Origin of the sequence: Erythrobacter sp., from assembly GCF_011765465.1 — a bacterium.
Classification (GTDB): Bacteria; Pseudomonadota; Alphaproteobacteria; order Sphingomonadales; family Sphingomonadaceae; genus Erythrobacter.
Genome location: NZ_CP050265.1, coordinates 214,832 through 229,068, shown reverse-complemented (window position 1 = coordinate 229,068; position 14,237 = coordinate 214,832). Strand labels below are relative to the sequence as shown.

Here is a 14,237-nt window from a genome sequence, read left to right as displayed (position 1 = left end):
TCCTCGCGCGCCAGCGTTTGCGGGGGAGGCAGCAGCACAGCCTATGGAAATCGCCGAGATCGCCCGCTTCCTGCGCGCCACACCGCCTTTCGGCGAATTGGCCGAGGACTGGCTCGCCCGCGTCTCGCGCGCGGTCGAGGTCAGCTATCGCAAGCGCGGCGAGACCGTGCTCGAGGCGGGATCGACCAATGACCGGCTCTATCTCGTCCGCTCGGGCGCGGTCGAATTGCTGCTGGCGGGCGAGGAGTTGACCGCGCGGCTTGGCCAGGGCTCCTGCTTCGCCTATCCCTCGCTGCTGCGCGGGGGCGAGGTGAGGAACACCGCCCGCGCAATCGAGGACACGCTGCTTTACGCGATCCCCGCCGGGCTGTTCCACACCCTGCGCGGCGAGGACGCGGCGTTCCGCGCCTTCTTCGTCGCGGACGAGGCCGACCGCATCCGCCACGCGCTCGACGAGCGGCGCGAGGCGCGCGGCTTCGAGCTGGGCGCGCGACGGGTGGGCGAGCTCGTGGGCCGGCGCGAGCCGGTGACGGCGGACCCGGCGACCTCGATCCTCGATGCCGTGCGCCTGATGCACGCGCAAGGCGTCAGCACGCTCGCGATCTGCGAAGGCGGCGCGCTGGTCGGCATCTTCACCGACAAGGACCTGCGCAGCCGGGTGGTGGCGCAGGGCATGGACCTCGCCCGCCCTGTCGGCGAGGCGATGACCCCGCAGCCGCAGACGCTGTCGCCCGACAGCGCGCTCGCCGAGGCGATGACGATGATGGCGCGCGGCGGATTTCGCCATGTCCCGCTGGTCGATGACTCGGGCGCGCTGGCGGGCATCCTGAGCGCGACCGACATCCTCGCAAGCCTCGGCAACAGCGCGATCGACACGGGGCTGGCGATCGCCCGCGCGCGCGACGCGGGCGAACTGGTCGAGGCCGCGCGGGTCATCCCGCAGGCTTTCGCGGCGATGGTCGGATCGGGAGTCCATGCGGTGCAGGCGATGCGCTTCACCTCGGCACTTGGCGACGCGGTCCACCGCCTGGCGGCGGCGATCGTCGAACGCGAAATGGAAGCCGAGGGCCGCGGACCGCCGCCTTGCGCCTATGCACTGGTGGCGTTCGGCTCGCTCGCGCGGGAGGAACAACTGGTCGGCTCGGATCAGGACAACGGGCTGATCCTCGCCGATGAATGCGATGCGGGCGGCGAGGACTGGTTCGAAGCCTTCGCGCGGCGGTTGTGCAGCCTGCTCGATCAATGCGGCTATGCCTTCTGCAAGGGCGGCATCATGGCGCAGGAGGCGCGCCAGCGGCTGCGCCTGTCGGACTGGCGCAAGCGTTACGAACACTGGATCGACCGGCCCGACGAGGACGCGGTGCTCAAAGCGACGATCTTCTTCGACCTTCGCTGCCTTCACGGCGAAGCGGGGCTCGCCGCATCGCTACGCGAGGACGTGGTCGAGGCGTGCCGCGCCAGCCCGCTGTTCGTCAGCTACCTCGCGCGCGATGCCCTGCGCGCGCGCGTGCCGCTCGGCATTTTCCGCAATCTCGTGCTCGAACGCGGGGCGGACGGGACGCGGGTATTCGATGCCAAGGCCCAGGCGATCATGCCGGTGGTGGACATTGCCCGCACGCTCGCGCTGGCGGAGGGCATCGCGGAGGTCGGGACCATCGCCCGGCTCGAGGCACTGGCGGCGGCCGGGCGGCTCGCCCGCGAGGACGCGCGCAGCCTTGCCGACGCGATGCTGTTCGTGAACGACCTCAGGATCGCGCGCCAGGCCGCCGCGATCGGGCGCGGCGAGGAGCCATCCAACAGGATCGCCCCGGACGACCTTTCCCCGCTCGAACGCGACTATCTCAAGGACGCCTTCGCGGTGATCCGGCGCGGGCTCGATTCGCTCAGGCGCAACCTTGCAGGCGGGATCGCGTGAGCCTTTTCTCCCGCTGGCGGCTCGAGCGCGAGCTGGCGGCGCTCGCCCGGTCCGGCGTCGCCCCGCTCGCCGCCTATGCCGCTGCCGACTGGCCCGGCGAGGACTGCCCGGTGCGCGAGGCGCCGCTGCTCGCGCTCGATTTCGAACTCGACGGGCTGAGGCGCGGCGCGCACCTGCTGCAGGCCGGATGGACCCCCTTCACCGCTGCAGCCATCCCGCTGGCCGAAGCGGTTTCCTGCGACATCCGCAGCGATGCGACACTCGACCGCAAGGCGGTGACGATCCACGGCATCGGCGAGGAGCGCGCTGGGGCGGGCGAGCCGCTCGGCGAGGTGATCGAACGGCTCGTCGGCGCGCTCGCGGGCCGGGTGATGGTCGCCCATGCCGCCGCGATCGAGCGCACCGCGCTCGGCGATGCGACGCGCGCGGTGTTCGGACACGCCGTGCCGCCCCGCGCGATCTGCACCTTGCGGCTCGAACAGCATCTCAATCCCGGCCTGACGGGCAGCGAAGCCTACCGCCTCGGCCCAGCCCGTGCGCGCTACGGCCTGCCCGAATACGCCGCACACGACGCGCTGACCGACGCGATCGCGGCGGCCGAATTGTTCCAGGCCCAGCTTTCGCGCCTTCCCGCGGGCGTGACGCTCGGCACGCTCGAGGCGATTTGAGCTAAGACTAAAGTCGCTCTCCCCCCGCCGTCCCGCCTCGCCTAGCCTTCAAGGCACACTGCGGCACGACCGACAGGCGAGACAGGGGAGGACACATGACAGACACGGGCATGACGGACACGGGGCCGGGCGCCGATCCCGGCGATCTTCACAAGGACACCGAGGCTGCGCCCGAGAGCGAAACCGGGACGACCAATGCGGCGGAAGGTGCCTATTGGCGCGAGAACCTGCGCCTGCTGGTGGCGCTCATGGCGATCTGGTTCGCCTGCTCCTTCGGCGCGGGGATCCTTTTGCGCGACTTCCTCGACCAGTTCATGCTCGGCGGATACCCGCTCGGTTTCTGGTTCGCCCAGCAGGGTTCGATCTACGTCTTCATCGCGCTGATCTTCTTCTATGTTTTCCGCATGAAGCAGATCGAGCGCAAATACGATCTCGACGACTGAGGGGGCGAATACCCATGGAAACGCAGACACTCATCTACCTCTTCGTCGGCGCGAGCTTCGCGCTCTATATCGGGATCGCGCTGTGGAGCCGCGCGGGCTCCACCAAGGAATTCTACGTCGCGGGCGGCGGGGTGAACCCGGTCGTCAACGGCATGGCCACCGCCGCCGACTGGATGAGCGCGGCGAGCTTTCTTTCGATGGCCGGGCTCATCGCCTTCATGGGCTACGACGCGAGCGTCTATCTCATGGGCTGGACCGGCGGCTTCGTCATGCTGGCGCTGCTGCTCGCGCCTTACCTCAGGAAGTTCGGCCAGTTCACCGTCCCCGATTTCATCGGCACGCGCTACTATTCCAAGACCGCGCGCGTGGTGGCGGTGATCTGCCTCATCTTCATCAGCTTCACCTATATCGCGGGCCAGATGCGCGGGGTCGGGATCGTCTTTTCCCAGTTCCTGCAAGTCGACATCACCATGGGCGTCATCATCGGCATGGGGATCGTCTTCGTCTATGCCGTGCTCGGCGGGATGAAAGGGATCACCTACACCCAGGTTGCGCAATATTGCGTGCTGATCTGCGCCTACATGGTGCCGGCCTTCTTCATCAGCTTCATGCTGACCGACAATCCCGTGCCGCAGCTGGGCCTCGGGTCCGAGGTCAATGACGGGTCCGGGCAATATATGCTGGCGAAACTCGACAACGTGCTCGTCGACCTTGGCTTCGGAGCCTACACCGAGGGGCGCAAGAGCACGATCGATATGTTCTGCATCACGCTCGCCCTGATGGTCGGCACGGCCGGGCTGCCGCACGTCATCGTGCGCTTCTTCACCGTGCCCAAGGCATCCGATGCTCGCAAATCCGCGGGCTGGGCGCTCGTTTTCATCGCGCTGCTCTACACCACGGCCCCTGCGATCGGGGCGATGGGAATCTACAACTTCATCGATAAGACCAACGGCACGCCCTACGAACAGGCCGAGGACTGGTTCACCAACTGGGAAGGCGCCGACCTTATCGCCTGGCAGGACAAGAACGGCGACGGGGTCATGCAGTACCGCGCGGGCGAGGCTTTCGAAGGCAAGCCCGAATTCACCGGCGAGCGCGGACCTTCGGGCGAACGGGTAGTTGCCAACACGCCCAATCCCGATACCGAGAACGAGGTCTACGTCGACCGCGACATCATGGTGCTCGCCAATCCGGAAATCGCGAACCTGCCCGGCTGGGTCATCGCCCTGATGGCGGCGGGCGGGCTTGCCGCGGCGCTTTCCACGGCGGCGGGGCTGCTGCTGGTGATTTCGAGCTCGGTCAGCCACGACCTGCTCAAATCGACCTTCAAGCCCGACATCTCGGCCAAGAACGAGCTGCTGGCGGCGCGCGGGGCGGCGACGGCGGCGATCCTGGTGGCGGGCTATCTCGGCATCTATCCGCCGGGCTGGGTCGCGCAGGTCGTCGCCTTCGCCTTCGGCCTTGCCGCATCGAGCCTCTTCCCGGCGATCTTCATGGGCATCTTCTTCAAGTCGATGAACAAGGAAGGTGCGATTGCGGGGATGGTATCGGGGCTGGTCTTCACCTTCTCCTACATCCTCTACTTCAAGCTGCTCGCACCCGATCTGAACGTGGCGGACAACTGGCTCTTCGGCATCTCGCCCGAAGGTATCGGGGTGATCGGGATGCTGGTCAATTTCGGCGTCGCGATCGCGGTGGCGAGCATGACCAGGCGCACGCCCGAAGATGTCCGCGCACTGGTCGATTCGATCCGCGTGCCGCGCGGCGCCGGCGACGCGCACGCGCACTGATAAAGCCCGAAGGGTCGCCGAGAGGGCGCCGCCTTCCCGCAGGAAGACGGCGCCCTTTCAAGTTTGCGCATCCGCCATTTTCGCGTAGCCTCGCGCGCGGGAGACGGGAGCGATGATGTTCGTCGCCGCGATCGCGGCTGCAAGCCTGTATCTGGCCGGGCTGTTCTGGCTCGCCGCTTGGCGCGACCGCAGGGCAGATCACGCCGGCGCGGCAAGCGGCGAGTGGGTCTATGGCCTCAGCCTTGCAGTCTATTGCACGAGCTGGACCTTCTACGGCGGGGTCGGCACGGCGGCGAGCGGGGGGCTCGAATACCTCCCGATCTATCTCGGCCCGATCCTTGTCTTCACGCTGGGCTTCGGGCTCGTGCGAAAGGTGCTGGCGCAGGCCAAGGCACAGCATTCGACCTCGATCGCGGATTTCCTTTCCGCCCGCTACGGCAAGAGCGCGGGAGTCGCAGCCGCGGTGACGGTGATCGCGACTCTCGGCGCGCTGCCCTACATGGCGCTGCAACTGCGCTCGCTCGCCGCCTCGCTCGTGGTGCTTTCACCCGGGCTCGACAGCCGGATCGGGGCGGAGGAGCTGGTCGCGGCGATGGCGGCGGTCATGGCCCTGTTCGCGATCCTGTTCGGCTCGCGCCGGGCGGACAGCGCGGGCAACAATGCGGGCCTCGTGCTGACCATCGCGCTCGAGGCGGTCGTAAAGCTCGTCGCACTGCTTGCCGTCGCGGGGCTGGCGCTGGTGCTGCTGGCGAGCGAAGGCACGCCGCCCCTGCCGGGCCCGCCCGTGTTTGCCCTTGACCAGATCGACGCACGATTTGCCGTCCTCACCCTGATCGCCGCCTGCGCCGCGCTCTGCCTGCCGCGCCAGTTCCACATGGCCTTCGTCGAGGCGCCTTCGGAACGCGCCGGCCCAGCGATGCGATGGGTCTTCCCCGCCTATCTCGCGCTCACCGCGCTTGTCATGGTGCCGATCGTTCTCGCCGGGCTCGCCGTGCTCCCGGCGGGGACCGATCCCGACACCATCGTCCTCGCCCTGCCGATGGCGAGCGACAACGGTGCGCTCGCCCTGCTCGTCTTTCTCGGCGGGTTCTCGGCGGCGGCGGGGATGATCGTGGTGGCGAGCGTGGCGCTCTCGACCATGATAACCAACGACCTCGTCGCCCCTGCCCTGTTCCGCCGCGCCTTCGCAGCGCCCGCGGGCCGCGGCGGCCTCGCGCGGCGTCTGCTGCTGACGCGGCGGGTGGTGAGCGCTTTGCTGCTGGCGGCGGCCTATGCCTTCTCCCTCGCGCTGGGCGCGATCCCGAACCTTGCAGGGCTCGGCACGATCGCCTTCGCCGCAGTCGCGCAATTCGCGCCCGGCCTGGTGTTCGGCATGATAAGCCGGGCGGGCAACCGGGCGGGGATGCTGGTCGGGCTCGGGGTCGGCTTTGCCGCTTGGGCGGCCCTGCTGCTGTTCCCGCTCGCGAGCGGCGCCGTGCCGGTCCTCGCTATCCATCCCGATCCGCTGGTTTCGGGCGTGGCGCTCTCGCTCGGCGGCAATGCGCTTGCCTACTGGGCGGCCTCTGCGCTGTTCCGCGACAGCCTGCTCGACCGCACGCAGGCCGCCGCCTTCGTCGGCACACCCAGCCCCGGCGCTCGCCCCGCCCCGGCCACCCGGATGCGCATGACCGACCTCAACGCCCTGCTCGCGCAGTTCATCGGGCCGGAGCGCGCCCGCCAGGCGATCGCCTCGCTCGGAACGGACAGGCGCGCGAGCGACCCGGTCGACAGCGAGGCGATCGAACTCGCCGAGCGGGCCATTTCGGGCGTCGTCGGCACGCCGTCCGCGCGGATGCTGATGGCATCCTGGGCGGAGGGGGAGCCGATCTCGCTTCCCGAAGTCGTCGCCATGTTCGACGAGACCTCGAAGCGGCTTTCCTTCAGCGGCGACCTGCTCCAGATCGCGATCGAGAACATCGACACCGGCATCGCTCTGGTCGATTCCGAAATGCGCCTTGTCGCGTGGAACAGCCGTTACGAGGCGATCTTCGACTTGCCCAAAGGGCTCGTCAGCGTCGGCACTCCGATCGCCGAACTGATCCGGTTCAACCTCAAGCGCGGGGCGCTCCCTGAAAGCGAAATCGCAGAGCAGGTCGAACGCCGCCTCGCCTATATGCGCGAAGGGCGCGAGCACCGGATCGAGCGCGAACAGGCAGACGGGCGCATCCTGCGGATCATCGGCTCACCCACGCCGGGTGGCGGATACACGACGAGCTACACCGACATCACCGCCGACCGCCGGGCCGAACAGGCGCTGGAGGAAAAGGTCGCCGAGCGCACCCGCCAGCTGATCGAGGCGAACGAGGCTCTGGCCGCCGCGACCCGCTCCAAGACCCGCTTCCTGGCCGCGGCCAGCCATGACCTCATCCAGCCCTTGAACGCCGCGCGCCTGTTCGCTTCGGCGCTGGGCGAGGAAGTCTCCGGGGAGCGGAACCTCGAAAGCCTGGTCCACGACCTCGACGGGGCGATCAGTTCCGCCGACCGCCTGATCCGCGCCCTGCTCGACATCTCGAAGCTCGACAGCGGCGGGATCGAGCCGAAACTCGAACCCGTCGCGCTCGACGAGGTCTTCGCCGAGGTCGAGCGCGAATTCGCGGTGCAGGCGGCGGCGAAGGGCCTGACACTCGGCCGGGTGCGGACCAGCGCCTGGGCGATGACCGACCGCGCGCTGCTCACCAGCATATTGCGCAATCTCGTCAGCAACGCGGTGCGCTATACCGAGCATGGCGGTGTCCTCCTCGGCGTGCGCCGCGCGGGCGAGCGGGTGCTCCTGTGTGTCCACGACACCGGTCGCGGCATCGCCGAAGCCGACCGCGATGCGATTTTCGAGGAATTCAACCGCGGCGCTTCGACCGACCGCGAGGGGCTGGGCCTCGGCCTCGCGATCGTGCGGCGGGCGACGCGGCTGCTCGGCATCGAGGTCGAGACGCGGTCACAGCCCGGCCGGGGCAGCCGCTTCGCGCTCCATATGCACGTGCTCGAATGGCGCGCGCGGCAAGCGACCGCGCCCGCACTCGCGCGCCGCACGCCCGCAAAGCTCGCCGAGGCGCGCGTGCTGGTGGTCGACAATGATCCCGCAGCGCTCGCCGCGACCGCGGCCCTGCTCGGCAAATGGGGGCTGGAGGTCGCCTGCGCCGCCTCGCGCGCCGCCGCGATCGACGTGCCCCTCCCCGACGTGGTCATCATGGACTACCGCCTAGACGACGAGGACCGGGGCGATGCGACCTATGAAGCGCTATGCCGGAAATGGGAAGCGCGTCCTCCGGCGATACTGCTCACCGCCGAAGCGTCCAAGGAAACCGAGGCGGCCGCCGCGCGGATGGAGGCCGATCGCCTGCTCAAGCCGGGTTCGCCCGCGGCCCTGCGCGCGCTCATTTCGATGTGCCTTGCGCGCGGCCGGTCGGAGCGCGGTGCTCAGGCGGTGGCGGAGTCGGCAGGCGAATCGGTGACGGGCTGATCGACGTCGAGCTTTGCTGCCAGCAGCACCGCCTGCGTGCGGTTGCCGACCCCCAGCTTGCGAAAGATCGCGGTTATATGCGCCTTGACCGTCGCCTCACTGATGTCCTGTTCGTGGGCGATCTGCTTGTTGAGCAGCCCCTGCCGCACGCTGCCGAGTATGCGTCGCTGGGCGGGGGTGAGGCTCGCCATGCGGGCAAGGTCCTCGTCCTCTTCGCCGGCGTTTTCGGGAAACCAGCTGTCGCCCTCGCGCACGGCGGCGAGCGCCGCGCGCATTTCATCGAGGCTCGAGGACTTGGGAATGAACCCCGCCGCGCCCAGTTGCCGCGCGGCGGCGTAGATGCGCGGCTCCTCGCTGCCCGAGACGATCGCGATCGGCAGCGCGGGGAAATCCTGCCGCAGGTCCATCAGGACCGAAAGCCCGTTCGAATCCTCCATGTGGAGGTCGAGCAGCAGCGCCTCGGCCCCGCCCCCGCTCCCGCCACCGCCGAGCGCGGCGCGCGCCTCGGCAGCGCTGCTCGCCTCGACCACCTCGGCCCCGTCCCACACCCGCGACACCGCATGGCGCAGCGCCGCGCGAAAGAGCGGGTGGTCGTCGGCGATGATGACCCGCATCGCCGGGCGCCTCAGCGGTTCCGGCGCCCGTCGATCAGCCGGTCGACCAGCGAGGGATCAGCCAGCGTCGAGGTGTCGCCCAATGAGCCGTAATCGTTCTCGGCGACCTTCCTCAGGATTCGCCGCATGATCTTGCCCGAGCGGGTCTTGGGCAGGCCGTCGGTGAACTGGATGTGGTCGGGCGTCGCGATCGGGCCGATTTCCTGCCGGACCCATTGGCGCAGCTCGGCGTAAAGCTCGTCCGAGCCTTCCTCGCCCGCGTTCAACGTGATGTAGCAGTAGATGCCCTGCCCCTTGATGTCGTGCGGATAGCCGACCACAGCGGCTTCGGCGACCTTGGGGTGGAGCACCAGAGCGCTTTCGACCTCGGCAGTCCCCATGCGGTGGCCCGAGACGTTGATGACGTCATCGACCCGGCCCGTGATCCAGTAATACCCGTCCGCGTCGCGCTTGCACCCGTCGCCTGTGAAATACTTTGCCTTGTAGGTGGTGAAATAGGTCTGAACGAAGCGTTCGTGGTCGCCGTAGACCGTGCGCGCCTGTCCGGGCCAGCTTGCCGTGATGCACAGGTTGCCCTCAGTCTCGCCGTCGAGGACCGCGCCCTCGTTGTCGACGAGCTGCGGCTTGATCCCGAAGAACGGCAGGCCCGCGCTTCCCGGCTTCATGTCGTGCGCCTGCGGGAGTGTCGTGATCATCACGCCGCCCGTCTCGGTCTGCCACCAGGTGTCGACGATGGGGCAGCGCCCCTCGCCCACGACATCGAAATACCAGCGCCAGGCTTCCGGATTGATCGGCTCGCCCACGCTACCGAGCAGGCGGAGCGAGGAACGGTCGCGGCTCGTCACGTGATGATCGCCCTCGCGCATCAGGGCGCGGATCGCGGTGGGCGCGGTGTAGAGGATATTGACCTTGTGCTTGTCGACCACGTCCCAGAAGCGGCCGTGGTCGGGATAGTTCGGCACGCCTTCGAACACGAGGCTGGTCGCCCCGTTCATCAGCGGGCCGTAGACGATGTAGCTGTGCCCGGTGACCCAGCCGATATCGGCGGTGCACCAGTAGATTTCGCCCGGCTGGTAGTCGAACACATAGTGGAAGGTCGTCGCGGTCCACACGCCATAGCCGCCGGTGGTGTGCAGCACACCCTTGGGCTTGCCGGTCGACCCGCTGGTGTAGAGGATGAACAGCGGGTCTTCCGCGGCCATCGGCTCGCACGGGCAGTCCGCGTCGCTCGCGACCTCGTGGAACCAGTGGTCGCGGCCCTCGGTCATGGGAATGTCCGCACCAGTGTGGCGGACGACGAGCATCCCGTCGATGGGGGTATCGTGATCAGGTTCGGCCAGCGCCGCATCGACATTGGCCTTCAGCGGCACGCGCTTCGCGCCGCGCAGGCCCTCGTCGGCGGTGACGACGAAGCGGCTGTTGCAGTCCTCGATCCTCCCTGCGAGCGCCTCGGGCGAGAAGCCGCCGAAGACCACCGAATGCACCGCCCCGATGCGCGCGCAGGCGAGCATCGCGGTGACGCCCTCGACGATCATGGGCATATAAATCGTGACCCGGTCGCCTTTCTTGACGCCCATCGCCTTGAGCGCATTCGCCATGCGAACGACCTCCCCGTGGAGGTCGCGGTAGGTCAGCGTGCGGCCGGGCTGTGCAGGATCGTCGGGCTCGAAGATGATCGCGGTTTCCTCGCCCCGCGTGTCGAGGTGCCGGTCGACCGCGTTATGGCACAGGTTCAGCGAGCCGTCCGCGAACCATTTTATATCGACCGGATCCCACGACCATTCGCCGCCCTTGCTCGGAGCGGCGAACCAGTCGAGCCGTTCGGCCTGTTCGAGCCAGAAGCCGTCCGGATCCTCTATCGAACGGCGATACATCGCGTTGTATTGCTCCGACACGCAATGCGTGGGCTTGTCCGATTTCGGCCGCTCTACGGCGTGGATCATGGCGCTTCTCCCTCGTCTCTCTCGCGCGTTTTAGCGCAGGCTACACCGCGCGCGCCCTCAGACAAAGGTCTTACGACGTTCCGCTAACTGGCCCGCTGGCGGCGCCCGCGGCATCCCTCCCGGTCAAAACAAGGACGGACGGGGAGATGGAAGAATGACGAACGGGGGACTTTTTCGCCTCACGCGCACGGCGTTGATGGCGGCGACCTGCCTTACCGCGACCCCGGCGCTGGCACAGGAGGCGAGCGTCGAGGACCGGCTCGACCGGCTCGAACGCCTCGTCGAAGGGCTGATCGAGCGGCTCGATGCCGAGGCGGATTCGCACCGGGCGCAGGAAAGCGAGATCACCGCCCAGCGCGAGGAGATGCGCCAGCAAGGCGCCGCCCTGCTCGCCGCGACGCAGCAGCTCAAGGACCGCCAGGCCGAACTCGCGCAGCAGATCGCCGAGCCGCCCGAGCAGGAGGACCGCGGCTTTCGCATGGGCAAGACCACCGTCGCCTATTCGGGCTACGTCAAGGTCGATGCCATGACCCAGCGCACCAGCGGCGGGCAATTGCCGGCCACCTCGATCCTGCGCGATTTTCTGGTGCCCGGAGCGATCCCCGTAGGCGGCGAGGCGAGCGGGTTCGACACGAATTTTTCCGCCCGCCAGACCCGCTTCATCTTCAACACCGCGACCGATGTCGGGGCGGAGCATAAGCTCAAGTCGCATATCGAGCTCGATTTCCTCGTCACCGACGGCGGCGACGAGCGAGTTTCGAACAGCTTCGTGCCGCGCATCCGGCAGGGCTTCATCACCTATGACAACTGGCTGATCGGGCAGGCGTGGTCGACCTTCATGGACGTCGGAGCATTGCCCGACAGCGTGGACTTCATCGGCGTCACGCCGGGCACGCTGTTCAACCGGCAACCGATGGTGCGCTGGACCAAGGGCGGGCTGCAACTCGCCGTCGAACAGCCGGAAACCGTCGTCACCGACCGCGCCGGACGCCGGATCGAGGCGGGCGACGACACGCTCCCGGACTTCGTCGCCAAGTACAACTGGACCGGCGACTGGGGGCGGGTCAGCCTTGCGGGGATCGCGCGCTCGCTCAACATCTCGGACGACGATTTCGGCACGGGCAGTGACAGCGCGCTGGGCTATGGCGTGGCGCTGTCGGGCAAGCTCAACCTCGGCAAGCGCGACGATCTGAGGTTCAGCGCATCCTATGGCGACGGGATCGGGCGCTATGTCGGGGTCAACATCGTCAACGATGCCGCGATCGACGACGAGGGAAATCTCGACCCGATCGCGACCTATGCGGGCTTTGCCGCCCTCAGGCACCTGTGGGACGACAAGCTGCGCAGCAATATCGGGGCTGCCTATTTCAAGGCCGACAACCCGGTGATGTTCACGACCGACCAGGTCAGCGATGAAAGCTGGAACGCCTTTGCCAACCTGATCTGGACCCCGGTAGCCCCGCTCGATTTCGGGGTTGAGCTGCTTTACGCCGAGCGAATGCTCGAGGACGGGCGCACGGGCAACCTGCAGCGCCTGCAATTTTCCACCCGCTACAATTTCTGATTCCCCGCTCGCAAGGCTTCCGGACCAGCGCCGCCTCCTCTCCCATCAGGTGCCGGTCCGGGAGAACGCGTTACGAAAAAGGCCCCGCCGGCGCATTGCCGACGGGGCCTTTTCTCGGAGCTGCCTGGGGATCAGAAGCGGTAGGCAACGCCCGCCGAGAGAACCCAGGGGTCAAGATTGTGCTCGGTTTCGATCGCCAGCGTGTTGCCGGCGAACCAGCGCGCGGTCGTGCCGATGAAATAGCGCTTGGCATCCAGCGTCAGGCCGAAGCCCCCGTCGCCGATCGACACGTCGACGCCCGCCTGCAGGGCAAGGCCCAGTTCGTCGGAGAGGTCGGTGTCGGTCACGCCGAGCGGGATCGTCGCCGCGCCCGGCTTGTCCGAGACCCACAGGAAATAGGCCGGACCCGCACCGACATAGGGCTTGACACTGTCGCCGAGGTCGAAGTGGAGCTTGGCCGTCACCGTCGCCGGGATCAGCTGCGCATCGGACACCAGTTCCGCGCCGGGCAGGCCGGAGACCGCATCGACATCGTGCTGGGTCATCCCTGCGATCGTTTCGATAGAGAAATTGTCGGTCACGAAATACTCGACCGCGATGGTCGGCACGAAATTGTCGCTCGCCGCGGTCTGCGTGTTCGCGGGCAGGCCGACGATGTCGACATTGACCTGGTCGATCTCGCCGTCGGGGAGGACCGCGGTGCCGAGCAGCTTGAACTGGATGTCGCCCGCCCGGTCATTACTGTCCTGCGCGGCGGCGGGGGTGGCTGCGAGCGCGAGAGCGGCGCCCGTGATCATCAGGAGTGTTTTCATTTGTCCTTCTTCCCTGTGAAGGCAGCAGTGGCCGCCCTCCGCGACCCAGGATGCTTGCTGCCGATGGCCGCCGATTGCCGCAGGAAAAAGCGCGCCTCATTGATCCCGATCAAAAGCGCGAAACCCGTGTGCTTGATCGGGATCAAAGACGAAGGCGGCGGCGCGGGGCAGACGGGGCCACGTTATGGCGACACTTCTCGAATCCGCCGAGAGAAACGGACTGGCCGCGTTCCGCGATGCCATGCCGGGTGGCCATGGCGCCTCGCCGACCGCGGGCCGTTTGTGCGAGGTCGGCGAATATCGCTTCATCCCCAAGGGCGAGGAGCTCGCCGCCGATCCGCACGGCGACCGACTCGTCTTCGTCGCCTCGGGCGCGGCCAAGCTGGTTGGGCAATCCGCCGCCAGCCGGGGCGCGGGAGAGGCCGGCGAAGCGAGTGGGGATTCGGGCCGCTCGCACAACCATGTCCTCGCCTTCCATTTCGCGGGCGACATGATTTCGGTCCTGCGCCAGTCGGACGGCGATTTCCGGCTCGTCGCGCTCAATGACCTCGAAGTGGTGGTGTTCGCCTCCGACACCTTCCTCGACGTGGCGCAGGACGATCCGGTGATCCTGCGCTCGGTCCTCGCCCGCTCGCTTCAGGCGCTGCACCGCAGCCGGACCAAGATGATGCAGCTCGGACACCGCTCGGCACGCCAGCGGATCGCCGATTTCCTCGTCTCCATGGCCGAACGCCTCGCGGGCTGCACCTGCGGGGCGTGCGAGATTTCGCTGCCGATGAGCCGACGCGACATCGGCGACAGTCTCGGCCTTACGATCGAGACGGTCAGCCGCCAGTTCTCCGACCTGCGCGAGGCGGGGCTGGTCGAAACCGAGGGGCGATCGATCGTGCGCTTCACCGACCTCGAAGCCCTGGCCGAAGAAGCCGGGACGGGTCAGTCGCGGAATGAAACGTTCAAAACTTGATCCAGATCAATTAAGGAAGACACGGGGG

At 67.8% G+C, this 14,237-nt stretch carries 10 protein-coding genes; 7 read left to right on the top strand and 3 right to left on the bottom strand.

What is annotated here, in order from left to right; translation table 11 throughout:
* Positions 1-43: 43 nt before the first annotated feature.
* The 5 genes from G9473_RS00990 (at position 44) to G9473_RS00970 (ending at position 8,312) form a co-directional block, all read left to right on the top strand.
* Positions 44-1,915, top strand: coding sequence for a putative nucleotidyltransferase substrate binding domain-containing protein (locus G9473_RS00990; protein WP_291135108.1), 1,872 nt, complete (start codon positions 44-46; stop codon positions 1,913-1,915).
* Complete coding sequence (locus G9473_RS00985) at positions 1,912-2,583, top strand: exonuclease domain-containing protein (RefSeq protein WP_291135106.1); 672 nt, start codon at positions 1,912-1,914, stop codon at positions 2,581-2,583. The genes G9473_RS00990 and G9473_RS00985 overlap by 4 nt, the downstream gene beginning before the upstream one ends.
* Positions 2,584-2,678: 95 nt before the next feature.
* Positions 2,679-3,026 (top strand): DUF4212 domain-containing protein, encoded by a 348-nt coding sequence (locus G9473_RS00980; RefSeq protein WP_291135104.1) that lies wholly within the window; start codon positions 2,679-2,681, stop codon positions 3,024-3,026.
* 14 nt (positions 3,027-3,040) lie between these two features.
* Complete coding sequence (locus G9473_RS00975; RefSeq protein WP_291135103.1) at positions 3,041-4,816, top strand: sodium:solute symporter family protein; 1,776 nt, start codon at positions 3,041-3,043, stop codon at positions 4,814-4,816.
* Positions 4,817-4,928: 112 nt separating this feature from the next.
* Positions 4,929-8,312 carry a PAS-domain containing protein gene (locus G9473_RS00970; RefSeq protein WP_291135101.1) on the top strand — a complete coding sequence of 1,128 codons (3,384 nt, stop codon included), beginning with the start codon at positions 4,929-4,931 and terminating at the stop codon, positions 8,310-8,312.
* On the opposite strand, the gene G9473_RS00965 is transcribed toward G9473_RS00970, so the two are convergent.
* Positions 8,270-8,926, bottom strand: a complete 657-nt coding sequence (locus G9473_RS00965) for a response regulator transcription factor (RefSeq protein WP_291135099.1) — start codon at positions 8,924-8,926, stop codon at positions 8,270-8,272. The two genes, G9473_RS00970 and G9473_RS00965, sit on opposite strands and share 43 nt — an antisense overlap.
* Positions 8,927-8,937: 11 nt before the next feature.
* A complete protein-coding gene (acs, locus tag G9473_RS00960; protein ID WP_291135097.1) occupies positions 8,938-10,869 on the bottom strand; it encodes an acetate--CoA ligase in 1,932 nt (643 codons plus the stop codon).
* Positions 10,870-11,023: 154 nt separating this feature from the next.
* Here acs and G9473_RS00955 point away from each other — a divergent pair, with 154 nt between their 5' ends.
* Positions 11,024-12,433 (top strand): DcaP family trimeric outer membrane transporter, encoded by a 1,410-nt coding sequence (locus tag G9473_RS00955; protein WP_291135095.1) that lies wholly within the window; start codon positions 11,024-11,026, stop codon positions 12,431-12,433.
* 131 nt (positions 12,434-12,564) lie between these two features.
* Here G9473_RS00955 and G9473_RS00950 read toward each other — a convergent pair whose 3' ends face one another.
* Positions 12,565-13,245 (bottom strand): OmpW family outer membrane protein, encoded by a 681-nt coding sequence (locus tag G9473_RS00950; protein ID WP_291135093.1) that lies wholly within the window; start codon positions 13,243-13,245, stop codon positions 12,565-12,567.
* Between the two features lie 184 nt (positions 13,246-13,429).
* On the opposite strand from G9473_RS00950, the gene G9473_RS00945 reads away from it, so the two are divergent.
* Entirely contained in the window at positions 13,430-14,209 is a 780-nt protein-coding gene (locus tag G9473_RS00945; RefSeq protein WP_291135091.1) for a Crp/Fnr family transcriptional regulator, read from the top strand.
* Positions 14,210-14,237 lie beyond the last annotated feature (28 nt).

Bases quoted from the DNA above. Each gene is read 5' to 3' on its own strand.
- G9473_RS00965 (WP_291135099.1), bottom strand. From the start codon at position 8,926: ATGCGGGTCATCATCGCCGACGACCACCCGCTCTTTCGCGCGGCGCTG.
- G9473_RS00955 (WP_291135095.1), top strand. From the start codon at position 11,024: ATGACGAACGGGGGACTTTTTCGCCTCACGCGCACGGCGTTGATGGCG.
- G9473_RS00945 (WP_291135091.1), top strand. From the start codon at position 13,430: ATGGCGACACTTCTCGAATCCGCCGAGAGAAACGGACTGGCCGCGTTC.
- G9473_RS00970 (WP_291135101.1), top strand. From the start codon at position 4,929: ATGATGTTCGTCGCCGCGATCGCGGCTGCAAGCCTGTATCTGGCCGGG.
- G9473_RS00950 (WP_291135093.1), bottom strand. From the start codon at position 13,245: ATGAAAACACTCCTGATGATCACGGGCGCCGCTCTCGCGCTCGCAGCC.
- G9473_RS00990 (WP_291135108.1), top strand. From the start codon at position 44: ATGGAAATCGCCGAGATCGCCCGCTTCCTGCGCGCCACACCGCCTTTC.
- G9473_RS00980 (WP_291135104.1), top strand. From the start codon at position 2,679: ATGACAGACACGGGCATGACGGACACGGGGCCGGGCGCCGATCCCGGC.
- acs (WP_291135097.1), bottom strand. From the start codon at position 10,869: ATGATCCACGCCGTAGAGCGGCCGAAATCGGACAAGCCCACGCATTGC.
- G9473_RS00975 (WP_291135103.1), top strand. From the start codon at position 3,041: ATGGAAACGCAGACACTCATCTACCTCTTCGTCGGCGCGAGCTTCGCG.